This window comes from Thermoactinomyces vulgaris (genome assembly GCF_003688725.1).
Classification (GTDB): domain Bacteria; phylum Bacillota; class Bacilli; order Thermoactinomycetales; family Thermoactinomycetaceae; genus Thermoactinomyces; species Thermoactinomyces vulgaris.
Genome location: NZ_REFP01000008.1, coordinates 66,020 through 90,115 on the forward strand (window position 1 = coordinate 66,020; position 24,096 = coordinate 90,115).

21 protein-coding genes, 1 pseudogene and 1 other annotated feature are annotated in these 24,096 nt (G+C 49.2%); of the genes and pseudogenes, 17 read left to right on the plus strand and 5 right to left on the minus strand.

From position 1 onward, the window contains the following. The first annotated feature begins 41 nt into the window (after positions 1 to 41). From nagZ to acsA, 11 genes are all read left to right on the plus strand, one after another. Complete coding sequence (nagZ, locus tag ATH33_RS04595) at positions 42 to 1,841, plus strand: beta-N-acetylhexosaminidase (protein ID WP_121874154.1); 1,800 nt, start codon at positions 42 to 44, stop codon at positions 1,839 to 1,841. A gap of 16 nt (positions 1,842 to 1,857) precedes the next feature. Next, the gene (locus ATH33_RS04600) at positions 1,858 to 2,283 is read left to right on the plus strand and encodes a DUF948 domain-containing protein (RefSeq protein WP_037995663.1); all 426 of its coding nucleotides are present in this window, start codon (positions 1,858 to 1,860) and stop codon (positions 2,281 to 2,283) included. After that, positions 2,270 to 2,572: a YtxH domain-containing protein gene (locus tag ATH33_RS04605; RefSeq protein WP_037995662.1), complete on the plus strand. Its 303-nt coding sequence runs from the start codon at positions 2,270 to 2,272 to the stop codon at positions 2,570 to 2,572. Before ATH33_RS04600 ends, ATH33_RS04605 begins: the two co-directional genes overlap by 14 nt. Before the next feature lie 77 nt (positions 2,573 to 2,649). Next, positions 2,650 to 2,997 carry a bacillithiol system redox-active protein YtxJ gene (ytxJ, locus tag ATH33_RS04610; RefSeq protein ID WP_037995660.1) on the plus strand — a complete coding sequence of 116 codons (348 nt, stop codon included), beginning with the start codon at positions 2,650 to 2,652 and terminating at the stop codon, positions 2,995 to 2,997. Between the two features lie 121 nt (positions 2,998 to 3,118). Continuing rightward, entirely contained in the window at positions 3,119 to 3,256 is a 138-nt protein-coding gene (locus ATH33_RS13675) for a hypothetical protein (RefSeq protein ID WP_211330148.1), read from the plus strand. Positions 3,257 to 3,330: 74 nt separating this feature from the next. Further along, a complete protein-coding gene (locus ATH33_RS04615) occupies positions 3,331 to 4,422 on the plus strand; it encodes a bifunctional 3-deoxy-7-phosphoheptulonate synthase/chorismate mutase (RefSeq protein WP_037995658.1) in 1,092 nt (363 codons plus the stop codon). A gap of 187 nt (positions 4,423 to 4,609) precedes the next feature. Further along, positions 4,610 to 5,896: a hypothetical protein gene (locus ATH33_RS04620; protein WP_147437064.1), complete on the plus strand. Its 1,287-nt coding sequence runs from the start codon at positions 4,610 to 4,612 to the stop codon at positions 5,894 to 5,896. A gap of 58 nt (positions 5,897 to 5,954) precedes the next feature. After that, positions 5,955 to 6,995, plus strand: a complete 1,041-nt coding sequence (gene ccpA / locus ATH33_RS04625; protein ID WP_037995652.1) for a catabolite control protein A — start codon at positions 5,955 to 5,957, stop codon at positions 6,993 to 6,995. A gap of 14 nt (positions 6,996 to 7,009) precedes the next feature. Continuing rightward, positions 7,010 to 7,723: a 5'-methylthioadenosine/adenosylhomocysteine nucleosidase gene (locus tag ATH33_RS04630; protein WP_121874156.1), complete on the plus strand. Its 714-nt coding sequence runs from the start codon at positions 7,010 to 7,012 to the stop codon at positions 7,721 to 7,723. 103 nt (positions 7,724 to 7,826) lie between these two features. Then, complete coding sequence (locus tag ATH33_RS04635; protein WP_069201544.1) at positions 7,827 to 7,982, plus strand: DUF1540 domain-containing protein; 156 nt, start codon at positions 7,827 to 7,829, stop codon at positions 7,980 to 7,982. Between the two features lie 118 nt (positions 7,983 to 8,100). Then, a complete protein-coding gene (gene acsA / locus ATH33_RS04640; protein ID WP_121874157.1) occupies positions 8,101 to 9,819 on the plus strand; it encodes an acetate--CoA ligase in 1,719 nt (572 codons plus the stop codon). Between the two features lie 25 nt (positions 9,820 to 9,844). On the opposite strand, the gene ATH33_RS04645 is transcribed toward acsA, so the two are convergent. Both ATH33_RS04645 and ATH33_RS04650 read right to left on the minus strand, forming a co-directional pair. After that, positions 9,845 to 12,046, minus strand: a complete 2,202-nt coding sequence (locus ATH33_RS04645) for a transglycosylase domain-containing protein (RefSeq protein WP_121874158.1) — start codon at positions 12,044 to 12,046, stop codon at positions 9,845 to 9,847. 218 nt (positions 12,047 to 12,264) lie between these two features. Further along, positions 12,265 to 14,622, minus strand: coding sequence for a transglycosylase domain-containing protein (locus ATH33_RS04650; RefSeq protein WP_049720467.1), 2,358 nt, complete (start codon positions 14,620 to 14,622; stop codon positions 12,265 to 12,267). Between the two features lie 61 nt (positions 14,623 to 14,683). Then, positions 14,684 to 14,889: a binding site (T-box leader), on the plus strand. A 58-nt stretch (positions 14,890 to 14,947) separates the two neighbouring features. On the opposite strand from ATH33_RS04650, the gene tyrS reads away from it, so the two are divergent. Further along, positions 14,948 to 16,204, plus strand: coding sequence for a tyrosine--tRNA ligase (tyrS, locus tag ATH33_RS04655; RefSeq protein ID WP_037995647.1), 1,257 nt, complete (start codon positions 14,948 to 14,950; stop codon positions 16,202 to 16,204). 38 nt (positions 16,205 to 16,242) lie between these two features. Here the strand turns inward: tyrS and ATH33_RS04660 are convergent, their stop codons facing one another. Then, positions 16,243 to 16,650, minus strand: a complete 408-nt coding sequence (locus tag ATH33_RS04660; protein ID WP_037995722.1) for an NUDIX hydrolase — start codon at positions 16,648 to 16,650, stop codon at positions 16,243 to 16,245. Positions 16,651 to 17,330: 680 nt separating this feature from the next. On the opposite strand from ATH33_RS04660, the gene ppsA reads away from it, so the two are divergent. Beyond that, entirely contained in the window at positions 17,331 to 19,955 is a 2,625-nt protein-coding gene (gene ppsA, locus ATH33_RS04670; RefSeq protein ID WP_121874159.1) for a phosphoenolpyruvate synthase, read from the plus strand. A 78-nt stretch (positions 19,956 to 20,033) separates the two neighbouring features. On the opposite strand, the gene rpsD is transcribed toward ppsA, so the two are convergent. Together rpsD and trmB are read right to left on the minus strand one after the other, a co-directional pair. Further along, a complete protein-coding gene (rpsD, locus tag ATH33_RS04675; RefSeq protein WP_037995641.1) occupies positions 20,034 to 20,636 on the minus strand; it encodes a 30S ribosomal protein S4 in 603 nt (200 codons plus the stop codon). 266 nt (positions 20,637 to 20,902) lie between these two features. Then, positions 20,903 to 21,556 carry a tRNA (guanosine(46)-N7)-methyltransferase TrmB gene (gene trmB, locus ATH33_RS04680; RefSeq protein WP_037995639.1) on the minus strand — a complete coding sequence of 218 codons (654 nt, stop codon included), beginning with the start codon at positions 21,554 to 21,556 and terminating at the stop codon, positions 20,903 to 20,905. Positions 21,557 to 21,730: 174 nt separating this feature from the next. Between trmB and ATH33_RS04685 the strand changes: the two genes are divergently transcribed. The 4 genes and pseudogenes from ATH33_RS04685 to ATH33_RS13715 form a co-directional block, all read left to right on the plus strand. Further along, a complete protein-coding gene (locus tag ATH33_RS04685; protein WP_037995637.1) occupies positions 21,731 to 22,039 on the plus strand; it encodes a hypothetical protein in 309 nt (102 codons plus the stop codon). Between the two features lie 218 nt (positions 22,040 to 22,257). After that, entirely contained in the window at positions 22,258 to 22,989 is a 732-nt protein-coding gene (locus ATH33_RS04690) for a hypothetical protein (RefSeq protein ID WP_037995635.1), read from the plus strand. A 49-nt stretch (positions 22,990 to 23,038) separates the two neighbouring features. After that, entirely contained in the window at positions 23,039 to 23,635 is a 597-nt protein-coding gene (locus ATH33_RS04695) for a histidine phosphatase family protein (protein ID WP_049720463.1), read from the plus strand. After that, positions 23,632 to 23,976 (plus strand): annotated as a pseudogene (locus ATH33_RS13715) (PAS domain-containing protein); the annotation flags it as partial. The gene ATH33_RS04695 and the pseudogene ATH33_RS13715, both read left to right, overlap by 4 nt. Positions 23,977 to 24,096 lie beyond the last annotated feature (120 nt).

The window sequence follows — 24,096 nt, forward strand, 5'->3', positions numbered from 1 at the left end:
GCAGGTGACATTCCTTTAAGTTCCGCCCGGGATTCAGTACAATGGAAGGGAGACAGGAAGAGGGAGAGATGGATTTGCGTCCGAAATATCTGAAATACATAAGTTTTTGTCTGGCGTTTTGTGTGGGAGCCGTTACGGCTTGTTCGCCCTCCTCTTCACCCGGATCCGGGGAAAAGCCGATGCCTGAGGCTTCCTCAAACTGGGTCGAGGAACAATTGAAAAACATGACCCTGGAGGAAAAGATCGGGCAAATGTTTATTGTCGGTTTCAAAGGAAAAGGCGACAGCGAACAAGCGCTCACCGTGAATGAACAAGCCAAAACATTGATTGAGGATTACCATGTGGGAGGCGTTATTTATTTTGACCGGAATGTAAAAAGTCCAAACCAGGTCGCAACGCTGAGCAATGATTTGCAAAAACTGGCACTTTCATCAGAAAGGAAAATTCCGTTGTTCATCACGGTGGATCAGGAAGGAGGAAAAGTGGCCCGGTTTAAGGAAGGGTTTACCGCTTTTCCGGGGAACATGGTTCTCGGAGCCACGCAAAATAAAGATTTGGCTTACCAAACCGGAAAACAAATGGGCAAAGAGTTGAGAGCCGTCGGTGTCAACTTGAATATGGCTCCGGTGTTGGATGTGAATAACAATCCGGAGAATCCGGTGATCGGTGTGCGTTCGTTTTCCGAAGATCCCGGGTTGACGGCTGAATTGGGAGCGGAATTGATCCGGGGATTTCATGACAGCGGCATCTACACGATTGCCAAGCATTTTCCCGGACACGGGGACACAGCGGTCGATTCCCATGTGGGACTGCCTGAAATTTCCCACTCCATGGAACGCTTGAACCAAGTGGAACTGGTTCCTTTTAAAGAAGCCATTTCGCAAGGGACGGATATGGTGATGAGCACGCATATCATCTTCCCTGCGATTGAAACGGAGCCGGGGATTCCCGCCACGCTGTCCGAAAAAGTGTTGACAGGGCTTTTGCGGAAACAATTGAATTACGACGGTGTCATCATCACCGATGACATGGAGATGGGAGCCATTGCGGAGAATTTCGGCACCCGCGAAGCCGTGGTGCGTGCCATCAAGGCCGGAGCGGACATTGTTTTGGTCTGCCATTCGCTTGAGCGGCAAACCCAATCCATCGATGCAGTGAAACAAGCCGTCGAAAAAGGGGAAATTGACGAGGCGCGGATTGATGAGTCGGTTCGTCGGATTCTCCGTTTAAAAGCAAAAGACTCTTTCTTGAAACAACCGTATGCTGATGTTGAGAAAGCCACGGAGCTTGCCAACCAGCCCGAAGCAGAAAAAGTGGCCCGGCAAACCGCCGAGCAAGGGGTGACGTTGGTGAAAGATCCGGCGCAACACATCCCGTTGAAGCCGGAAAATGCGAAAAAGCTGGCTGTGTTCACCGTGAATAAACCCCAGGCCATATCGGAGGTTTTAAAACAAAACGGATATGAAGCCGATGTGAACTATGTTGATTCCCTGAAACAACCGCAAGTTCAGTCCTTGGCGGCGAAAGCCGGGGACGCGGATGCGGCATTGGTCGTGATCAACCAAGTGAAGGAAAATCCGGCATGGATCGAATTGATTCAAACATTAAATGCCAAACGGATCCCGGTCATTGTCTGGGGAATGGATGTCCCGTACGGATTGGATCAATTGCCGGATGGCGTCACATCCATCGCTTTATATGGATCGTCCCGTCCGCTGTTGGAAGCCGGAGCCAAAATCATGACCGGCGGGGTCCAAAGCCAGGGGCGTTTGCCGGTCACCCTGTCGAAACAATATCCGTTCGGCTGGCCAGAACAAGAAAACGGCAACCAGGGAGGATAAAGGAGGTGCTGACGGAGTGATTCTTGAAATCAGTGTGGCAGTGATGGCAGTGGCAGTCGTCGTCTTGGTCGTTTTTGCCGTTCGTTTTTTGATAAAAATCACCCAAACCATTGAAACCGTGCAAACCACCTTGAATGAAGTCAAAGGTCAAGTGACGGCCACCATTGACGAAACGCATTTAACGGTCAGAGAAACCAGGGGCTTGGTGGAAGAGGTCCGCAAGAAGACGGAGAAAACCGAATCGTTATTTCATGCGCTGGATGAATGGGGAAAAACCATGGAGCAGATCTCTGTCCGGGTGGATCAGCAAATCAAAGCCCATCAATCCCGGTACGGAAATTTGATCAGTGTCATCGGAACGGGAATTGAACTGGCCAAGCGCTGGAAACAGGATCGAAAAACCGATCAAAGCAAAGGAGTGAAAATCCGTGGCGAAGTGTAAATACTTTGTTGCAGGAGCTTTTATTGGTGCCGTGGTCGGAGCGGCGGTTGCCGTGTTGACCACCCCGCGCAACGGAAAGGAAATGCGTGAGGAATTGGAAAAAAATCTGGAATTGACCAAGGAAAAAGGAAAGGAATTTTATTATTCCCTCGTAAATGAACCCGTCGATTCCGTTTACAAGGACACGGAAAAAGAAGATTCGTATGAAGGATGGATGGAACTGCCTGCCCCGAAAAAACAGGAAGAGACCAAAGAAGAGCAAAAGACCGGGGAAGTTTCTCCGTCATAAAACGATATGCATGAGCCAACAGAATCCGTTGTTGGCTCTCTTTTTTAAAAAGAAAAGAATCAAAGGAGGCCTTCACATTGGAACCTTATGTTTTGATTGAAAACCGGGGGCAATTGGAAGAGGTACTGGCCGGATATGACCGTTTATTGTTGTTTAAACACAGCACCCGGTGTCCTGTCAGTGCGCAAGCTTTTGATGAATTTCAACGGTTTTTGAAGAATACGGATGCGGACCGGCGGGTCCCGGCTGCAGTTGTACATGTGATTGAACAACGGGAGGTTTCCGATGCCGTTTCAGAAAGGTTTGGCATCCGGCATGAATCCCCGCAAGTGATGTGGATCAAAGACGGAAAAGTGTGTTGGCACACATCCCATTCAAATATTACAGCGGAAAAGATCGGCCAAGCGGTCAGTGAACCCCGGTAAATAGCGGGTTCCGCCGGGGAAACCATGTGGCAAGCCCGTCAAAAGCAGAAAAAATCATCGCTTTCGGGATCAAAAAAGCAAGAAAAGGCTTGAAACGGGCAATCGGCCGGTGGGCGGAAATTTGCCGGGGGCCTTTATCCCCCGCCATTTTTACGGAATGAGCGGTCAGGAAATGGACCGGGAACCGAATATTCCGGAAGAAACGGTGAAAACCCATTGGTTCCGGGCGCGGAAGGAAGTTGATCCGGTTTCAAATTAACGGGTGACAATTCAGGCATTTTTCGTTATAATATCAAAAATTATTTTTAGGATGAGAAGAGAGGAGACAGACGAGTGAGTGATCAACTGCAAGTGTTAAGGAAACAACTGGATGAAATCAATCTGAAATTATTGGACTTGTTAAGCGAGCGTGCCCAAATCGCCAAGCAAATTGGCGAGGTGAAGAAAAAACAAGGGATCAACAAGTTTGACCCCGAACGCGAAAAAAACATGCTGAACACCTTGGTGAAACAAAACCCCGGGCCTTTTTCGGATGACACCATCCGCTATCTGTTCAAGCAAATCTTTAAGGCATGTCTGGATTTGCAACAAGACAACCAGAAGAAAGAATTGTTGGTGAGCCGGAAAAGAAAAGGAACGGATACGGTGTTGGATTTTGGCGGGGTGACTGTCGGCGGCTCCAGACGGCAAGTGATCGCCGGACCTTGTTCCGTGGAGTCGGAGGAACAGGTTTTTGCCGTGGCCAAAGCTTTGAAAGAACAGGGCGTCAAATTGATGCGGGGAGGCGCTTTCAAACCCCGGACATCGCCTTACGACTTCCAGGGATTGGGCGAAGAAGGCTTGAAAATCTTAAGGCGCGCAGCGGATGAATACGGGTTGAAGGTGATCAGCGAAATCGTAAGTCCCGTGGACATTGAAATGGCAGAGCAATATGTGGACGTGATCCAAATCGGTGCACGCAATATGCAAAACTTTGAGCTTTTGAAAGCGGCTGGTTCGGTCAAAACCCCGGTGTTGTTGAAAAGGGGACTGTCCGCAACGATGGAGGAGTTTTTGTTTGCGGCAGAGTATATCGTTTCCCGTGGAAATGACCAGGTGATGCTGTGTGAACGGGGAATCCGGACCTATGAAAAATGGACACGAAACACATTGGATATTTCAGCTGTTCCGATTCTGAAAAATGAATCGCATTTGCCGGTGATTGTGGATGTCACTCACTCAACAGGAAGAAGGGACATTTTGGTTCCCTGTGCCAAAGCGGCTCTTGCTGCGGGGGCAGACGGTGTCATGCTGGAAGTGCACCCCAATCCGGATGTGGCGTTGTCGGATGCCAAACAGCAGATCAACATCCCTCAATTTGAATCGTTTATGGGCGAGCTTAAAAGTTCCGGATTGTTGGAAGGCCAGTTGGTTTCGGCAACATAAGCGGGACGGCGTAAAAAAAGCGGACCGGCTTCACAGTCTGTCCGCTTTTTTTCGTGCAAATTTTTGATATGATGATCATGGTGGTGAAAATGAACCTTTAAAAGACGAGGATGCTGATCAAATATGTTGGACCGGATCACATCCCTTATAATAAAGAAGAACTGTGTTACAGGGGGAGGAACGTTTGTTGGATGTGAGGGAATATTTGGTGAGAGTGGACAGGAATCAGATTGGTCTGGATGAACTGTTCCATTTGCTGGTGAAAAACTTGTCTGACTGGACGATTGTTTACCAGACGGTGGGATCGGAGAGAAATCCTTTATTGTCCAAGGGGAATCAAAACAGTGACTATATTGTAGCTTTTACGGATCCTGAATCGGCGGGAGTGATCCGGGTGGATCAGCCTCAGCATTTGCAGATTGTGAGAGAACCGGCGCTTACGTTTTTGTTGAAAGCCTACCGGTCGCAAGCGGACGGGGTGATTCTCAATCCGGGGCAGGATTCGCCTCTGTTTTTGATCAAGCCGCATGTGCAGAAGTTGATTTATGCATATGCGGTTGAACAGTTTAAAGAGATGCCGGGCCCCTGGGTGCCGACCATGGATGATCAACTGTTATTGGTGGAGTACCAAAAGGGGCAATATTCCGTGGCGGTTTATTTAAGTGAACAAGATGCGCAATATGTCACGCAAAGGTCGGGAGGACAGGCTGTACAGCATTCGTGGGAAAAAATTGAAGAGCGTTGCCGTGAATTGGGGGCGGCGGCTCCTTACTTCCATTTTGGTTTGCCGGAGCAGGGACTGTTATCGCCGGAACATGCCGCAGTGATTTTTTCCGGGCTCCGTCAGAAGTTGCTTGAACGAGACGAAACCGTTGAATCGCCCGAACGTTTGCCGGCGTCCAACCAACTGCCCGAACCACTGCCGCAGCCTCCCGAACCCGTCGGCAATCCGCCCCAAGAAACCGCTCCTTCCAATCAGGAGCCGGAGCGTGGGCAACCCCAACCCGTGAGTCCGGAGCCGGTTCCCCGGAAGCCGGTCGATCCGGATGTGGCGTTGGGCTTGAAAAAGTTGGAGAGAGCCACGATTGAAGGACAGGGAATGGGAAATGGCTGGGAAGTGTGCCGGGCGATGGCGGAGTTGCGCAGAATTTGGGTTGTGGTGGATCCGGACGGAAATATGGTGATTTTGGCCGGACAGGATCAAAGCCCGATTGTGGACTTTTTCACTTCGGCTGAACACGCCGAGCGCTTGATCAAAGAAGCCCGTGAAAAAAACCCGAATTTGCCGCCCATGGTTCCGAGATTGATTTCGACGAAAAAGCTGTACCGGGCTTTGGCGCCACGCCAGCCGATTGTCTGGATCAACCGGGGATCCCCGGAAGCATGGACAAGTATTATGGGAGACACCTTGCCATATGTGCTACAATTAATGTCACAGCTTCAGGATGGAAAGAAGCAACTTGGTAAAAACTAAAAAATGCTCGAGAAGAGATGGTTTGTGAACAAAAATTAAAAAATGGATGTGGAGTCGTATGGGTAAGAAAAAAGAGACGATCACGATTTATGACGTTGCTCATGAAGCGGGCGTTTCCATGGCGACCGTATCCCGTGTTGTCAATGGAAACCCCAATGTCAAACCGGCAACCAGAAAAAAAGTGTTGGATGTCATCCGCCGGCTCGGGTATCGGCCCAATGCGGTGGCGCGCGGGCTGGCAAGCAAAAGAACGACCACAGTCGGTGTGGTGATCCCGGATATTTCCAACGCTTTTTATGCCGAACTGACCCGGGGCATCGAAGATATTGCCACGATGTATCATTACAACATTATTTTGAGCAACTCGGATTTGCAAAAGGACAGGGAATTGCAGTTAATTGAAACATTGCTGGAAAAACAAGTCGACGGCCTGCTGTTCTTGGGCGGGGAAATCACCGAAGCACACCGGGAAATTTTTTCGGCCACACCGGTGCCCGTTGTCCTTGCGGCGAGCCGCGATGAGAAAAAAGAACTTCCCTATGTCACGATTGATCAGATTCAGGCATCCAAAGAGGCCACCCTGATCCTGGGGCATGAGGGACATAAACATGTCGGGTTTATCGGTGGCCCGCTGACGGATTCGGTCAACGGCTATCCGCGTTATCTCGGTTACAAAGAAGCCTTGAAAGAGATGGATATTGCCTTTGAGGAAGACCTGATCCGTTTGGGGGATTATCGCTACCGTTCCGGTTACAAAGCGATGAGAGAACTATTGGAAAGCCGTCCTGAAATCACCGCTGTCTTTGCGGCCAGCGATGAAATGGCTGTGGGTGCCCTTCATGCGGCATTGGACATGGGGCGTGACGTTCCGAATGATTTATCGGTCATCGGTTTTGAAAACATTCCGCTGGCTTCCCAAGTCCGCCCGCTTTTAAGCACCGTCGGGGTTCCGATGTATGACATCGGTGCGGTGGCCATGCGGTTGCTTACGAAATACATGAATGAAGAGCAAGTGGAGACAGGGCAGGTTTATTTGCCGTATCATATCCAATTGCGGGAGTCCACCCGGTTAAAAGAGTGGGAAGAAGAAAAAGAATAAGCGAGGAGAAACCGATGGAAAAAAAGATTGGAATTATCGGGGCAATGGACGAAGAAATCGCTTCTCTGCTCCGTTTGATGGAGGATGTACGGTCTCATACCCATTATCAAATCACTTATTATGAAGGCCGGCTCGAAGGCACCCCCGTGGTGCTTTGCAAATCAGGCGTCGGCAAAGTGAATGCCGCATTGTGCACGCAGGTTTTAATTGATCGTTTCCAAGTGCAGGCGATCGTGTTCACCGGCGTGGCCGGGGCTTTGGACCCCAAGTTGGAGATCGGGGATATTGTTGTTTCCACCGAATGCCAGGAGCATGATGTGGATGTTAGTGCTTTGGGATTTGCCAAAGGAATCATTCCCTATCAGGAAGTGTCGGTTTACCCGGCCGATTCCAAGTGGATCGGTTGGGCGGTCAAAGCCGGGGAAACGCTGGAAGGGGTTCAAGTCATACAAGGTAAAGTTTTGTCCGGTGACCAATTTATTTCTGATCTTGGAAAAGTCAAGGAATTGCGGGGACAGATGGAAGGAGCTTGTGTGGAAATGGAAGGGGCGGCGGTGGCCCATGTCTCCCATCTGGCCGGCATTCCATATGTGGTGATCCGTTCCATGTCCGACCGGGCGGACCATTCGGCCAATGTGAATTTCACGGAGTTTACGCAGTTGGCGGCCAAGCGCTCCAGTGAAATGGTTTGCCGCATGCTTTCCTTGCGCAACCGGAACCGCTTATGAAAAACGCCAGCCTGAAAAGGCGGGGCGTTTTTTCATGAATCTGACAGTGTAAAAAAGGGGAGCGTGAGAGAGAATAACGATAGAGCAAAGGAGGGAAGTGAAGATGGCACGAGATGTATTGTGTGAAGTGAAAAACTGTACCTTTTGGCAACAAGGAAACTTGTGCAGTGCCGAGGAAATTTATGTTGTGAGCCACAAAGGGGAAGAAGCGGAAGACACCAAAGAAACCGACTGCAAAACATTTAAGCCGGTACACTGATGAAAGGGGAAGAAGAGTTTTTACTCTTCTTCTTTTGTGTCTAAAATTTGAATTTGATTCGAATTATGTTATAATACTGAAAAGTGAAACCTTTATTTTAAAGGGGGCATCTCTTCTTATGAGACATGATGAGACCATTGCAGTGAAAACAACAGGGAATAATCTGCAAGATTATGAAAACACTTACAAGAGCTTCCGCTGGGAAGAAGTGGAACAACAGTTCACGTGGGCCAAAACGGGAAAAGTCAACGCAGGTTATGAAGCAATTGACCGCCATGTCGATGAGGGGAAAAAAGACAAAATCGCCTTGTATTATAGTGATGCCAAGCGGGACGAGAAATATACCTTTTACGAGTTGAAGCAAAAGTCAAACCAATTTGGCAATGTCCTGAAAAAGCTGGGCATTTCCAAGGGTGATCGTGTTTTTATTTTTATGCCCCGGACCCCCGAACTTTATGTCAGTTTCTTGGGAATTATCAAAATAGGCGCAATTGCCGGCCCTTTGTTTGAAGCGTTCATGGAAGATGCGGTGAAGGACCGCTTGGAAGACAGCGAAGCGGTGGCTCTGGTGACGACGAAAAGTCTTTTGGAACGTGTGCCGAGAGAAGAGTTGCCAAATTTAAAATATGTGATTTTGGTCGATGGGGAAGAAAACACCGCTGAAGGTGTGTATTCCTTTGAAAAAGAGATGTCGCAGGCATCGACGGAATTGGAAATTGAATGGGTTGATCGGGAAGATCCCATGCTGATGCATTATACTTCCGGGTCCACAGGAAAGCCCAAAGGGGTTCTCCATGTGCATAATGCCATGATTCAGCATTATCAAACCGGGAAGTGGGTTCTCGATCTTCAGGAAAATGACATATATTGGTGCACAGCGGATCCGGGTTGGGTGACCGGAACTTGTTACGGGATTTTTGCTCCCTGGTTGAACGGAGTGACAAATGTGATTCGCGGAGGACGGTTTTCGCCGGATGACTGGTACCAAACCCTTGAAAAATACAAAGTAACGGTTTGGTACAGCGCGCCGACCGCCTTCCGGATGTTGATGGGAGCAGGGGAAGAAGTGGCCAAACGGTATGATCTTTCTTCTGTCCGTCATATCCTGAGCGTGGGGGAACCGCTCAATCCGGAAGTGGTTCGCTGGGGCTTAAAAGTATATAACAAACGCATCCATGACAATTGGTGGATGACGGAAACCGGCGGGATCCTGATTGCAAACTTCCCGCAAATGGAGATTAAACCCGGATCGATGGGTAAACCGATCCCGGGAGTGAAAGCGGCCATTTTGGATGACGACGGAAATGAGTTGCCGCCTTATCAAATGGGGAATCTTTCCATTAAAACACCGTGGCCGTCCATGATGAGGCAGATCTGGAAAAACCCCGAAAAATACAAAGAATATTTCAAAATTCCCGGCTGGTATACATCGGGAGACACGGCATACAAGGACGAGGAAGGTTATTTCTGGTTTCAAGGCCGTTTGGATGATGTGATCAATACCTCCGGGGAACGCGTGGGGCCGTTTGAAGTGGAAAGCAAATTGGTCGAGCATCCGGCGGTGGCGGAAGCGGGGGTCATCGGGAAACCGGATCCGGTGCGGGGACAAATCATCAAAGCTTTTATCTCGCTTCGGGATGGATATGAACCTTCCGATGAGTTAAAAGAAGAGATCCGTTTGTTAGTGAAAAAGGGTTTGGCGGCTCATGCCGCACCGCGGGAAATTGAGTTTAAAGACAAGTTGCCCAAGACCCGCAGCGGGAAAATCATGCGCCGCGTTTTAAAAGCTTGGGAACTCGGATTGCCGACCGGCGATTTGTCCACCATGGAAGATTGATATAACACTAAAAAAGACGCCACTTTCAGGTGGCGTCTTTTTCTGGTGAAAAGTAACGCAGGAACGTACTGGCTTCTTGAGGCTGCTCCGCTCCCGGTTGGGGCTGTTCCGGCTGCTGCGGTTGTTGCGGAGGTGCCGGTTGCTGTCCCGGATTTCCCGGTTGCTGACCGGGTTGTGCCGGGTTCCCCGGTTGCTCCGGCTGTTGCGGTTGTTGCGGGACCTTATGGCATTCAAAGCATTGGTCCTTGACTTGTCCGCCCGGATTTTCAAACTGGCTTCCTTGTTTGATCAGATCCGGACTTGCTTGCTGAGCCGCTTTAAAGATTTTGACCCAAGCTGTTTTGGAAAGATCTTTGTCAGCCGGGCGATTTGCGTCCGAATAACCGGACCAGACCCCGAGGGAAATTTCCGGAGTATAGCCAATGAACCACAGGTCGTAATAATTGGATGTCGTTCCGGTCTTACCGGCAATCGTGAACCCTGGGAGACTGGAGCCGATATAGCGACCGGTTCCGTCCGTCACCACTTTCTGCAGCATTTTGGTTAATTCAAAGGAAACAGACGGTTTTAAAATGGTTTTTGGCTGATGATGTTTTTCAAACTCGTAAATCACATCCCCATTGGAATCGACGATTTTTTGAATCAAATGGGGTTTGTTATGTTTTCCGTTATTGGCAATCATGGCAAAGCCGGCTGTCATCTCGGCAACGGTGTACCCTGCACGCATGCCTCCCAACGCGGAAGCTTCGCCATCGTATTTGGTGGGCGGCATGTCCATCTTGCGTAAGTATTTAAAGCCTTTTTTGATTCCCAGTTCCCGGAAGATTTTCACGGCCGGGATGTTGAGCGAGTTTTGCAAGGCGACCGTGGCCGTCACCGGTCCGGAATATTTTCCGTTCGCATTGACATAGTTGTCAGAGCTTCCGGCTTTTTTGATCGGTTCGTCAATAATGATGGAGTTGGGCGAAATGATTCCTTCATTCATGGCCGGACCGTAAACCAGCAAAGGTTTGATGGTGGATCCCGGCTGGTTGGTAGCGCTCAGTGCATAGTTAATGTTGGATTTCTCAAAACTGGTGCCACCGACAAAGGCCAGAATGGCTCCGGTTTTGTTATCAATAATGGTTGCACCGATTTGTTCGCTGTGGCCGTTTTTTGAAGGAATGTGCATTTTGGAAACGGCGTCGTTCACAGCATCGTACATGTTTTTGTCAATCGTTGTGTAAATTTTGTATCCGCCTTGACGAACTTGATCGATGTAGTTTTTATCCGACTGAACTTTATTGCCTTTTTTCTGATCCAGTTCTTTTAAAACTTGCGCGGCTTCCCGTTCAATGGAAGTAATGATGTACGGGTATTCTGCGTACGCATTTGGAAAATCCGATGCATTGGCAAGATGGGCTTTAATGTCGTATTTGACGGCTTGATTGTATTCCGCTTGCGAGATTTTGCCGGTTTCAAGCATTTTCCCCAGTACATATTTCATCCGTTTTAACCCTTTTTGGAAATGCTTGTTTTGTTCTTGTTCGGTGTTTCCATAAAAGGGGTTGTAGTCGTAGGGACGTTGCACCATTCCTGCCAGATAAGCCGCTTCCGCAATGGACAATTCTTTGATGTCTTTATTAAAAAGCCCGCGTGCGGCGGAGGCAAAACCAACCATCCGGGTGCCGTGAGCACCGGGGCCGAATTCAACACTATTTAAATATTTTACAAAAATCTCATCTTTGCTGTAAAAACGTTCCAAACGCACGGCATTGATCATTTCCAAGGCTTTGCGCTCATAAGTTTTTTTGGTGTTGTCCAAAATCTCATTTTTCACCAATTGCTGGGTAAGCGTACTTCCCCCGGTTTCCACGCCGCTGTTACTGATTTGCTGCCAAATGGCGCGTAAGATCGAGCGGGGGACGATCCCGTTATGATTGTAGAAATCCCTGTCTTCGGTGGCGACCAAGGCATCCACAACATACGGGCTCACTTCATCCATGTTCTTGATCAGTTTCCGGTCCGTTTGTGCGATCATGCGACCGATCTGCTCTTCTGAACGGAAATAAGCGTAACTGGTTTGCGACCAGCCGGTCAATTCCTTTTCGTAAGCCTCTTTGGTCCGGATCGTTTCATTTTTGGCAAAAGCAGAAACAACGCCTGCTCCGGCCCCGAAGATTCCTACAGAGAGAATCAGGATGACTGATAAACAGCCGAGTAAAATACGCTTGATCTTGTTGTTCATATTTCTTCTTTCCCCACTTTTTGTTCGCTCTCGTCGGGATGGTTAGATGGTTTCATGATGATGCATCAATCCCCTCCCTCCATGTTGACGAGACCTATTATAACATAGGGCATTATCTTGCTAGTCATATATAATTTTTGACAATATTTTCATGGATTTTTGACCGCGAAAAATCCCCTGATCTTTTTGCCAGATCAGGGGATTTTTCAAACAGATGTTCAGTTTTCATCCCGTTGTCCCGGAGGGCGCCCGGGATGATCGGGCTGATTTCCGTGCTGATGATCCGGTTCCTCCCCGGGATCATCGGGAGGATTGGGGTCGTCTCCGCCACCGCCATCCGAAGGTTTGTCATCCGGCGGACGGACAATATCGGGCGGCTTCGTGCCATCATCCGGATTTCCTTGTGAAGGATCATCCGCAGGATTGCCATTGGGGTCTTTTTGTTTGTTTTCTTTCTCTTTGTCTTCCTGATGTTTGTTTATCCGGTCGCATTCCAGGCACGGAACGCCGTGGAAAAGACCGCCGGGGTTTTCAAAGCGCGCATTTTTGTCAAAGTATTGAGGCGCTGCTTGCTGAGCGGCTTTAAAAATATTGACCCAGGCTTGTTTGGAGAATTTGTCATTGTGGCTCATCGGGAAGTTGTAATCGTATCCGCTCCAAACCCCAAGGGTGATTTGCGGTGTGTAACCGATAAACCAAAGGTCCCGGTCTTCGGAAGTGGTTCCGGTTTTTCCGGCAATGTCAAAACCGTTAATGCGGCTTCCGATATATACACCGGTTCCTCCTTTGACGACCTCGCGAAGCATGTCCGTCACCTGATAGGCGGTTTGCGGAGAGAAGACCGTTTCCGGTTTGTTTTCGTGTTCATAGATGACTTCCCCGTCGGCATTGGTGATTTTTTCCACTATGTAGGGGTCATTGTATTTCCCTTGGTTTCCAAACGTTGCAAAAGCCGCCGTCATTCTGGCAACGGAGTAACCTTTGGTTTGCCCCCCGATGGCTGCTGATTCCCCGTCATTTGGATGCGGCGGGATTTTCAGCTTGCGCAGATACTCGAAGCCGGTGTCATGGCCCAAGTGGTTGAACACTTTGATGGCCGGAATGTTGTAGGACCATTTTAAAGCTTCCCGGATGGTAACCGGTCCGTGATATTTCTGGTTCGCATTTTGGTAATAGCCGGAACCGTCTCCCCGGGCCAGTTTTTCATCCAATACTTTGGTGTCGGGGGAAACCACTTTTTGTTCAATGGCCGGTCCGTAAACGATCAACGGCTTGATGGAGGAGCCGGGTTGGTTTAAAGCGTCAAAAGCATGGTCTTTTTGATTGCCCTCGCGGTTAGACGAGGAGACAAAGGAAAGAACGGCTCCCGTGCGGTTGTCCATGAGCACTGCACCCAATTGTTCATGGTCTTCAAACTCACCGTATTTGCGCGTGTGGAAGGTGAGATGTTTGGTGGCTTCCTTGTTGACGGCATCATACATGTTTTTGTCGATCGTGCTGTACACATGGTATCCCTGTGTCTGGATCCGCTCAATGTATTTTTGCAAGGTGGCGCGGTATTTGCCTTCCTGGCTCAGTTTTTCGATATCCAGACCGTCTTTTTTCATCAGGATTTCGGCCGCTTCTTTTTCAAGCGCATACATGATAAACGGATAATTGGCATACCCGTTGGCGTCCGGACTGGGCTTGGCCAGGGAACCCTTGATGTCAAACTTCAACGCTTCCTGATATTGTTCTTCCGTGATCTTTTTGTTCTCCAACATTTCCGACAGTACCAGTCGCATCCGGTCCAAACCGCGACGGAGATTATCCGGATCACCAAATGGATTGTATGCATTCGGGCGTTGAACCATCCCGGCAAGATAGGCGGCCTGGGCGAGATTCAGGTCTTTGACATCCACGCCGAAAATGCCGTTGGCTGCGGCCTGTACACCGTACAAGTTTTGATTGTTGGCGCCTTTGCCGAAATAGACGCTGTTCATGTAATAAACGAGAATCTGGTCTTTCTCCAACAAGGAGTCAAGCCGGATGGACAAAACGATTTCTTTGGATTTGCGCGCCAGGTCTTTTTCGAAATTCTCCAGGATGACCCGTCGCACCAATTGCTGGGTGATCGTGCTTCCGCCGGTTGTCACGTCCGCATGGGTGATCTGTTGGTAAGCCGCCCGCAAGATCGAGCGGGGGACAATCCCGTGATGTTTGTAAAAATCGCGGTCTTCGACGGAAATAAAAGCATCGATCAAGTAAGGGCTGACATCGTTTACTGACTTGATGAGTTTCCGGACATCCCCTTCATTCCGGAAGGCCCCGATGCGAATGGGATTTCCGCTGTCATCTTTGTTGGCAAAATAGGCATAACTGTTTTCAAACAAGCTGTTTAATGCTTTTTCAAAATCTTCTTTATCTCTCACCGGTTCATCTTTCACCATGGCGGATACAATGCCCGCACCAGTGCCGACCGCAAAAAAAGCGGCGATCAGCACGAAAGCAACAAGTCCGTAAAGGCCAGGTTTCACCGCATTGATCACCGGTTGATGCTTTCGTTTTTTTGTAAATCGGGCTGATCTACTTTTCATTCACTTGATACCCTCCTCATTCTAGGGTAATATTATAGCATAATCTGGTTATTATAACGTGTAAAAAGCTGTGAACAAGCGAGTAGTCGCCAGACCATTCCTTCCAGAGAGCCGGTGGTTGCTGCGAACCGGCAGGAACCTGGCGGTGAATTACACTTGGGAGCTTGCGTGTCATGCGCACGGACGACAGGGTCCGTTATCGAAATGAGTGGGAAACGTCCGGTTTCCAATGAGGGTGGTACCGCGGAATCAATCTCCGTCCCTTTTGATGAGGGATGGAGTTTTTTTATGACCTACTTTTATTTTACTTAAGGAGGGAACAGGTATGTCAGTAAAAAAAGAATGGTCCGCCGAAACCATGGAAAAAACTGAACAACAACTGAGAGTGATCCGGCGTGGAGCAGCCGAAATTTTGCCATTGGAAGATTTGCGGGAGAAATTGGCCCGCTCAATCGAAGAAAACCGCCCGCTGAAAATCAAACTGGGTTTGGACCCGACCGCCCCGGATCTGCATATCGGCCATACGGTCGTCTTTCATAAACTGCGCGAATTTCAGGAGTTGGGACATCAGGTTCAGCTGGTGATCGGGGATTTTACCGCACAAATCGGGGACCCGACCGGAAAATCGCAAACCCGGAAACAGTTGTCCGAAGAAGAAGTGAAAGAAAATGCGAAAACTTATACGGACCAATTGTTTAAAGTGTTGGACCGGGAAAAAACCGAAGTTTATTTCAACAGTCACTGGTTAAGCCCGCTGACTTTTGCCGATGTGACCCATCTCGCTTCGAAATGCACCGTGGCCCGCATGTTGGAACGGGATGATTTTTCCAAACGTTACGAAAGGGGTCAGGCCATCAGCATTCATGAGTTTTTCTATCCCCTGATGCAAGGGTACGATTCGGTGGTGCTCAAAAGTGACATTGAGATCGGGGGGACGGACCAGACATTTAACTTATTGATGGGGCGCCAGTTGCAAAAAGAATACGGTCTGGAAGAACAAGTGATTTTGACGATGCCGATCCTTGAAGGGATGGACGGCGTGAAGAAAATGAGCAAAAGCTTGGGCAACTACATCGGCGTCGATGAAGAGCCGAATAACATGTATGGAAAAACCATGTCCATTCCGGACGAGTTGATGCTCAAGTATTTTGAGTTGGTGACCGATCTGACGGTAGATGAGCTGGATGGGTTAAAACAAGCACTGGAGCAAGAAAAATTGCATCCCCGGGACGCGAAAATGCGGCTGGCGCATACCCTGGTGCGGATGTATCACGGAAAAGAAGCGGCGGATGAAGCCCAAAGGCATTTTCAGACCGTCTTCCAAAAGGGATCGTTGCCGGACGAGATTCCGGAAGTGATATTGGCCGAAGAAGATTTGGAACAAGGAAAGATTTGGGTGGTTGCCCTCTTGTCCAAGCTGGGTCTGGTGGCTAGCAACGGGGAAGGTCGCCGGATGATTCAACAGGGCGGTGTCCGGATCAACCAGGAAAAAGTCACTGACATCCAAGCGCAAATTCAAGTGGAAGACGGCATGGTCGTCCAAGTCGGAAAGCGGAAATTTGCAAAGGTGAAACGAAATTGAACCGACAGAGCAGGGGATGGCCTGCTCTGCCGGTTTTTTTAATATTCCACGATGAATGGATGTCTTTTTTCATGGAGGCAGTACATGATCTGTTGTTTGACAATGCGTTGGCTGATCATTCTCATGGCCGTGTCGACAGGGAAATAAGCGGCATCATCGACTTCTTCTCCGACCGCAATCCGTCCGCTGATGGGTTTGCCGATAAATAACAGTTCGCATTTATGTGAACGTAAGTCCTGGAAAACTCCGCAGTATTTGATCAATTTGATGTTCATCCCCGCTTTTTGCTTCACTTCGCGAATGGCGGCCAAGCGAATGGATTCTTTTTCTCTCACCCGTCCGCCGGGAATCTCCCAACCGCGTTTCGGGTGTTTGACAAGCAAAAGCTGTGAGTGGTAGTTAAAAACCAAAACACGGGAATACAATGAAAATTTCGGAGGTGCCATCATAACTCACCTCACCTTTTTGAAAATGAGGTCCAGGTGGTGAAAAGATTAGCAAAAAACAGAGGGGAAATAATCAGAGGATGATTGGTTCCTTTATATATATTTTAACAAAAATTAGCAAAGATTAACATATATATTGGTATAAAGTAATACGAAAATATGATTAAAATCGGTATATTTTATGCTTGAATTTTGCAACGGTTCAGGGCTTCCGCGGGGATGGTTGCGAGGAAGTCTGTGGGCACCCGGAAAAAATGAAAAGCCCGGAATGCTTGAAAAGAAAAGGGGCCGGGAAGTCGTGCAGAAGCAAACGGGAGCGGGGAATGCCGCTTGCGGGAGCGGGAAGGCAGATCAAAAATTTTGGATGATTCTTAATATTTGTCCATAATTTCAGAGAATTCAAACCGGGGAACCGGGGGAACACCCGGTTAAAAGATAAAGGAATGGATTCACGATTTCAAACCGCCGGCGAAATGATGTTCCAAAAACGTCAAGGGATCCATCTGCCCTGAAACCGGCATCTTCCTCCCACTTTTATTATACAACGGCGGAAAAAAGAATATCAGACTGTTTTTTCGGGGGGAAATGGTGCATCATGTTCCAGTGAGATCGTGTCCGGGAGGTTGGATGGTGCCCGCGGGCCATCCGCCTCCAGTGACGCCGTCAGGAGGAGGAATGAGATGAATCCGTATGTCCTTGAGTTTCAGGAAATCCAACCAACGCATCTCAGGCTTGTCGGGGGAAAAGGATATCATTTGGGAGAGCTCTCAAAGATTCAAGGCATCCACGTGCCGGAAGGATTTTGTGTGACCACAGCCGCTTTTGAAAAGGCCTTGGCATCAAATGAAACCTTTCATATGCTGTTGGACCGGCTCACCCGGCTGAAAGATGAGGATCTTGAACAAACGGGTGAAATCAGTGGGAAGATCCGGAAAGTGATCATGCAGTCCACCCTTCCCCAAGAGATGGTGAACGAGGTGGACCGCCTGCTTGAAAAGTTTGGAAGGGAAGAAGCATATGCTGTTCGTTCCAGCGCAACGGCCGAGGATTCGCCTGACCATTCTTTTGCGGGACAGCTGGTTTCCTGGCTCCATGTCAAGGGGACCCGGGAAATTTTCCGGTCGGTGAAACAATGCTGGGCTTCTCTGTTTACGGATCGGGCTGTGATTTACCGCATGAAAAACGGGAGGGATCATCGGGAGGTTTTGCCGGCTGTTGTGATTCAAAGGATGGTTTTTCCTGATGCTTCCGGTGTCATGTTCACCGCCGATCCCGTCACTTCCAACCGCAAGGTGCTGGCGGTGGATGCGTGCTTCGGATTGGGGGAGGCCTTGGTCTCCGGCGAAATTTCCGGCGACAGCTACAAAGTGCGGGAAGGAAAAATCACGGAGAAACGGATTGCCTGCAAAAAGTCGGCGGTTTATGCACGGAAAGAGGGCGGGACGGAGAAAAAGGGGATCCCGCCGGAGAAGCAAAACCGTCCCGTCCTTTCAGAAAAGCAAGTGTTGAAGTTGGAGCAAACCGGCAGGATGCTGGAAGCGCATTTCGGATGTCCCCAAGACATCGAATGGTGTCTGGCCGACGGCACCGTTTATATTGTTCAGAGCCGCCCCGTCACCACTTTGTTTCCTGTTCCAAAGCAGGGGGAAGCCCGGGGAAAACGCGTTTACGTGTCGGTCGGGCATCAACAAATGATGACGGATGCCATGAAACCGTTGGGATTGTCTTTTTTCCTGTTAACGACGCCCGCGCCCATGCGGACCGCAGGGGGAAGGTTGTTTGTCGATGTCACGCCGATGCTGGCTTCGCCTGAAAGCCGAAACCATTTGATCCAATCCCTCGGACAAAACGATCCGCTGATCAAAGACGCGCTGATGACCATTGTCAAACGGGAGAATTTTTTTGAGGATTTTACCCGATCTTGTCCGGATAGCAAAGGACGCAATCCCGGACCGGGACGCCAAGCGCTGCCGTCTCCGCCTGATCCGGCCTCCATTCCAAGCGATCCGTCTGTCGTTTTGGAACGAATGAGAAAAGCTCAGGCATCCGTCGAACAGTGTAAACAAGAGATCCGACAGAAAGCCGGACCGGCGTTGTTTGATTACATCCGGCATGATCTGAAACGACTGAGGAAGGAGTTATCTTCCCATATCGATTTGATTCAGGCGGCGATGGACGCTGCGATGTGGATCAATGAAAAGATGGAACAGTGGCTGGGGGAAAAACACGCAGCCGACCAATTGACGCAATCAGTGCCGAACAACATCACGTCGGAAATGGGAATGGAGCTTTTGGAGGTGGCCGATGCGATCCGCCCTTATCCGCAAGTTGTGGATTATTTGCAACAAGTGAAAAAGGATTCTTTTTTGGATGACATGATCCGGTTGGAGGGCGGCAAAGAAGCCCGTGCCAAAATCGATGCTTTTCTTGAAAAGCATGGAATGCGTTGTCCCGGGGAAATTGATATCACCCGGACCCGTTGGAGCGAAAAGCCCGTCACATTGGTTCCCGTCATTTTGCACCACGTCAAAAACTTTGGGCCGGGTGCCGGCAGACGCAAGTTCGAGCAAGGAAAGCAAAAAGCATTGAAAAAAGAAAAGGAATTATTGGAACGGTTGAAAGAACTGCCGGATGGCGGGCAAAAAGCAAGGGAAACCAAGCGGATGATCCAGCGGCTGAGAAACCTCGCCGGCTTCAGGGAATATCCCAAGTACTGTATCATTCAACGTTACTTTATCTATAAGCAGTCCTTGCTGAAAGAAGCGGAAAAGCTTGTGCAAAAGGGGATTTTGCGGGATAAAGAAGAGGTTTTTTACCTCACTTTTGATGAATTTTGCGAAGCGGTGCGCACCGGCAGGCTGGATAAACGCATCATCCGCCGGCGAAAGAGAGAATACCAATTCTATGAAAAACTGTTCCCTCCGCGTGTGATCACATCCGATGGCGAAATCATCCAAGGCCGGTACCGACGGGAAAACCTCCCGGACAACGCAATTTTGGGGCTGCCGGTTTCTTCCGGCATTGTCGAGGGACGGGCCCGTGTTCTTTTAAACATGGAGGACGCGGTTCCGGAAGACGGGGGTATTTTGGTGACAAGATTTACCGACCCCGGTTGGACTCCCTTTTTTGTCTCGGTGAAAGGATTGGTTACCGAAGTGGGAGGGTTGATGACCCATGGCGCTGTCATTGCCCGGGAATACGGCTTGCCGGCTGTGGTCGGGGTGGAGAATGCGACCAAGCGGATCAAGGACGGACAAAGGATCCGGGTGAATGGCACGGAGGGTTATATCGAAATTTTGGAGTGAGCCGAAAAAACCAAAAAACCCTGAAAGCCTGGATCCAGGCTTTCAGGGTTTTTTCGTCGCATATGCCGTTTTGCCGGATTAACGGGAGTAGAACTCGACGATCATGGTCTCGTTAATCTCAGACGGCAATTCCGAGCGCTCCGGAAGACGGGTGTAGGTACCTTCCATTTTGTTTTCATCAAAGGTGAGATATTCCGGAAGGTATTGGCGTTCTTCCAAAGCTTCTTTGATGATTTGCAGGTTGCGGCTTTTTTCGCGTACGCCGATGACATCGCCCGGTTTTACTTGGTAAGACGGACGGTCCACTTTTTTCCCGTTGACCAGGATGTGGCCGTGTACCACCAATTGGCGTGCTTGTGCACGGGTACGGGCAAGTCCGAGACGATACACGAGGTTGTCCAAACGGGATTCCAACAGCTTCATGAAGTTTTCCCCGTGGACCCCTTTCATTTTCCCTGCGCGTTTGAACAGATTACGGAATTGCTTTTCATTAACGCCGTACATCAGACGGAGTTTTTGTTTTTCCTGCAATTGCATTCCGTATTCGGAAAGCTTTCTGCGTTGGTTCGGGCCGTGTTGTCCGGGAGCGTACGGGCGTTTTGCCAACTCTTTTCCGGTTCCGGAAAGAGAAATTCCCAGACGACGGCTTAATTTCCAAGTAGGTCCTGTGTAACGTGCCATACTTTTTGGCTCCTTTCATCATTTGCTGGTTTTTCGCAAATGACAGGGTGCTGATTCGCGAATTACCCGCACTTTCCGGATAGCGGCGAAAAGCCGGATACCCACCGGTTCCCGGTGAGGCGAATCAGTGAGGGTGATCCCTTCACCTATCGTTTGCTTGCTATCCTCAAAACCCTTTTTCAGGAACTTTGAGCCATACAAGGAATTATTATAGCCGGTTCCATACAAAAGTCAATAACAGAAGGGAAAATGGAGGAATGGGACGATCAGACGGGTTTGACACGAATGTAGTGGATCGGCAGGCCGCGGGCGACAAATTTTTCTTCGTATTCAGTGGTGATATTGTCCGCCTGAAAGGGGCTGTTGTGCAGATCCCGCGTCATTTCGACCGTTTCCCAGCCGTATTCGGCAAATTCCTCCAATGAAAAGTCAAACAGGCTGACACTGTCGGTTTTTAAAATCAAGTCACCGCCGGGAGCCAATACTTTCCGGTAACGTTCCAAAAAGCGATGATGAGTCAAGCGCCTTTTGGTATGCCGCTTTTTAGGCCATGGATCGCTGAAGTGAAGGTACAGGCGGTTGATTTCCCCGTTGCCGAAGACCTCATTTAACCATTCCACATCCATCCAGATGTAATGAAGGTTTTGGTTTTCGGTTTCTTCTCCTTTTCGGACGGCTTTTAACAAAGGCTCCTGAATTTTTTCGACGCCGATCCAGTTTATATCGGGATATTGGGTGGAAGCTTTGGCTAAAAATTGGCCCTTTCCGGTCCCGAGTTCCACGTAAAGGGGGTTGTCGGGATGGGGAAAGCGCGTACGCCACTTGCCTTGCCACTCATTTTTGTTTTCTTCCGTGACCCGGAAAACCATCGGGTGATTGGAAAGAATTTTCGGTGCTTCTGGGTTTCTTCTCAGTCGCATGGTTCTCTCTGATCCTCCATTTAAAATTCCTTTCTATTATAACGATTGACAAGCGGGAAAACAAAGGGTTTCCCTTTTGATGCCCGGTTTTTTGCCGGGTGGGTGTATACATAAACGAAGCGGTTTGGATTGGAATAGATAGAAAATAGATCTTCAATGAAGGGAGAAGGATGGATGTATCATTATCCGTATGGATGGATGGGAAATGAAGGATATATTGAGCAGAGAAGGCCTGAACCCCCGGGAAGGCCGGGGAGCCCCGGTCAGCAGCAACCCCCGCAACAACGTCCCTTCGTCGCTCCTCAAACGTTGCGCCAATATGTCGGTCAGGTGATCCGTGTGGTGGTTCGTGATGTATTCCGTTATCCCACCTACGTTTATGTCGCCGATGTGAACCGTTGGGGAGATGCCACCTTGGTTGCTTGTGTTCAAGGGGTCCCCCGGCCGATTGTTGTTTCCTCCAGACAAGTCAGCATCGTGTAACAGGAAAGATCCGTTTTTCCGGGCTTGTGAAGGTGTCGTCCTTCCGGCCCGGATTTTGTTGATATAAATAAAAACATTTAATATGCTAAGATTAAAGCCGGTACCGTGCAAGTTGGGGCGACACTTGGTTGGCATGGATCCGGAGGTCTGTCCGTTTGATTTTGCTATACAATGGGAACAAGGATGGATGATTTTTCGGACTGGTTCGGGGTGTTGATGTGTCAAAAAGATATTTTCTGCTCTTGATGGTTTTCATGGCTTTTGCCTGTGTGGCTTGCCAGGGGTTTCTCTTCGGCATTCAACAAGACCCCACGGATCACTGGGGTTTTTATGAAAAATTGTATCAAGAGGTTCCAAAAATCAAAGATTTGCTTTTGGATGCGGGTGTGCAAACTTACTTGCAAAATCAACCCTATATTTACGGCGGAAGTGATGATGGCCGGTATTTGTCCGTTTTAACTTACATAAAGGAAAAACAAGTGTTTCGGATGGATTTTTACCAATTGGACAGCGGCCGGTGTGTCCAAACCCTTTATTTGCCGGAAAAAAGCAAGCTGGAAACCAAAATGCATTCCAAAGACGGCGATGAGATGGTGGAATATCTGGAAATTGTACAAGAAACGATCGACAAAGGATACCGGATCAACAAGCCGGTGAAACCAGTTTTGTTAGTGACCGGCAACCGGTATATCCTGCAGAAAGAAGCCGGATGGTATGCACGGGCGTATAAGCAGGAAGGCGATTTGTATTTGACGGTTGAAAATGAAAAGGACCAGCGTTGGACGGTTTTCCGGAAAGATTTAAAAGGAATCAAAGAAAATGAAATTTATCCTTATTTGGTGCCTTTGGATGAGAATCATTCCGACTGGGCTTTTGCGGTTGTGCTGAAAGGGGACCGGGCGGAAGAAAACATGATCCGCCGTTTTGATGCCGGCACTTTCCGGCCCTGAACCCCGCACAACCCGCGGATTTGGCACCGACTGGACGGGAGGAAGAGGGATGGAGACCAAAATTCTTTTGATTCGTCATGGGGAAACCTTGTGGAACCGGGAATTTCGCAAGCAAGGGCAACGGGATGTCCCGTTGAGTGATTTGGGCAGGGAGCAGGCTGCCAAGCTGGCCGGCTATCTGAAGGATGAAACGTTCAGTGCCATTTATGCCAGCGACCTGTCCCGCGCCAAAGAGACGGCACAACTGGTGGCCAAACCGCACCGGTTGCCGGTCACGGTCTTTCCGGAATTCAGGGAAAGAAATTTTGGTGAGTGGGAAGGGTTGATGGATGAGGAAGTGAAACGGAAATATCCCGACTGGAAAGAAGTGACTTTAAACGGGGGAAAATACGGTGTGGAAACCGTGAAAGCCATGCAAAAACGATTTTCTGAAAAATGCGAGGAATTGGCCAGGGAACATTTTGGAGGGCAAATTGCGATTGTGGCCCATGGTTTGTGCATCCATATGTTTTTGCATGCGGTGACTGGCGGGGAGTACGGCCCGCAAAGAGAAAAATTGAAAAATACCAGCATGACCCGGCTGATTTATCACCAAAACGGCCGGTGGACGGTGGAAAGTTATAATGAAGTGCCGCATCTTCAATGAGATTATCCGCTAATGGAGGTTGTCCGGCTGTGGAAGCAGAATGCAACGATTTTCAAGAGCTCAGAAAGGAGCTTTTCCGGTTGCGGGAAAGGCAGCAGCTGATTGAAGCGGCTTTTGAGAGCGCCTATGAGGGGATTGTTCTTGTGGATCCCGACGGGAAAATTGTCATGCTGAACGACACGTATGCCAGATTTTTGCAGGTGGATGCCCGGGAAGTTATCGGGCGGCATGTGACCGAAGTGATTGAAAACATACGGATGCACATTGTCGTCCGCACCGGCCGGCCGGAGCTGGCGCAAGTCCAACGGATCCGCGGCGGAGACATGTTGGTTCATCGCATTCCCATCCGTAAAAACAACCGGGTGGTTTCCGCAGTTGGCAAAGTTTTGTTTCAAGATGTGAACAAACTGCACGCCTTGTCCCGCCGGGTCATGCAGTTGAGCAAAGAATTGGACTATTAC

Excerpts from the sequence above, each read along its gene's own strand:
- ATH33_RS04685 (WP_037995637.1), top strand. The coding sequence starts at position 21,731 with ATGTATCATTATCCGTATGGATGGATGGGAAATGAAGGATATATTGAG.
- ATH33_RS04650 (WP_049720467.1), bottom strand. The coding sequence starts at position 14,622 with ATGAAAAGTAGATCAGCCCGATTTACAAAAAAACGAAAGCATCAACCG.
- ATH33_RS04645 (WP_121874158.1), bottom strand. The coding sequence starts at position 12,046 with ATGAACAACAAGATCAAGCGTATTTTACTCGGCTGTTTATCAGTCATC.
- ATH33_RS04660 (WP_037995722.1), bottom strand. The coding sequence starts at position 16,650 with ATGGCACCTCCGAAATTTTCATTGTATTCCCGTGTTTTGGTTTTTAAC.
- rpsD (WP_037995641.1), bottom strand. The coding sequence starts at position 20,636 with ATGGCACGTTACACAGGACCTACTTGGAAATTAAGCCGTCGTCTGGGA.
- trmB (WP_037995639.1), bottom strand. The coding sequence starts at position 21,556 with ATGCGACTGAGAAGAAACCCAGAAGCACCGAAAATTCTTTCCAATCAC.
- nagZ (WP_121874154.1), top strand. The coding sequence starts at position 42 with ATGGAAGGGAGACAGGAAGAGGGAGAGATGGATTTGCGTCCGAAATAT.
- tyrS (WP_037995647.1), top strand. The coding sequence starts at position 14,948 with ATGTCAGTAAAAAAAGAATGGTCCGCCGAAACCATGGAAAAAACTGAA.
- ATH33_RS04695 (WP_049720463.1), top strand. The coding sequence starts at position 23,039 with ATGGAGACCAAAATTCTTTTGATTCGTCATGGGGAAACCTTGTGGAAC.
- acsA (WP_121874157.1), top strand. The coding sequence starts at position 8,101 with ATGAGACATGATGAGACCATTGCAGTGAAAACAACAGGGAATAATCTG.
- ppsA (WP_121874159.1), top strand. The coding sequence starts at position 17,331 with ATGAATCCGTATGTCCTTGAGTTTCAGGAAATCCAACCAACGCATCTC.
- ATH33_RS04635 (WP_069201544.1), top strand. The coding sequence starts at position 7,827 with ATGGCACGAGATGTATTGTGTGAAGTGAAAAACTGTACCTTTTGGCAA.
- ccpA (WP_037995652.1), top strand. The coding sequence starts at position 5,955 with ATGGGTAAGAAAAAAGAGACGATCACGATTTATGACGTTGCTCATGAA.
- ATH33_RS04630 (WP_121874156.1), top strand. The coding sequence starts at position 7,010 with ATGGAAAAAAAGATTGGAATTATCGGGGCAATGGACGAAGAAATCGCT.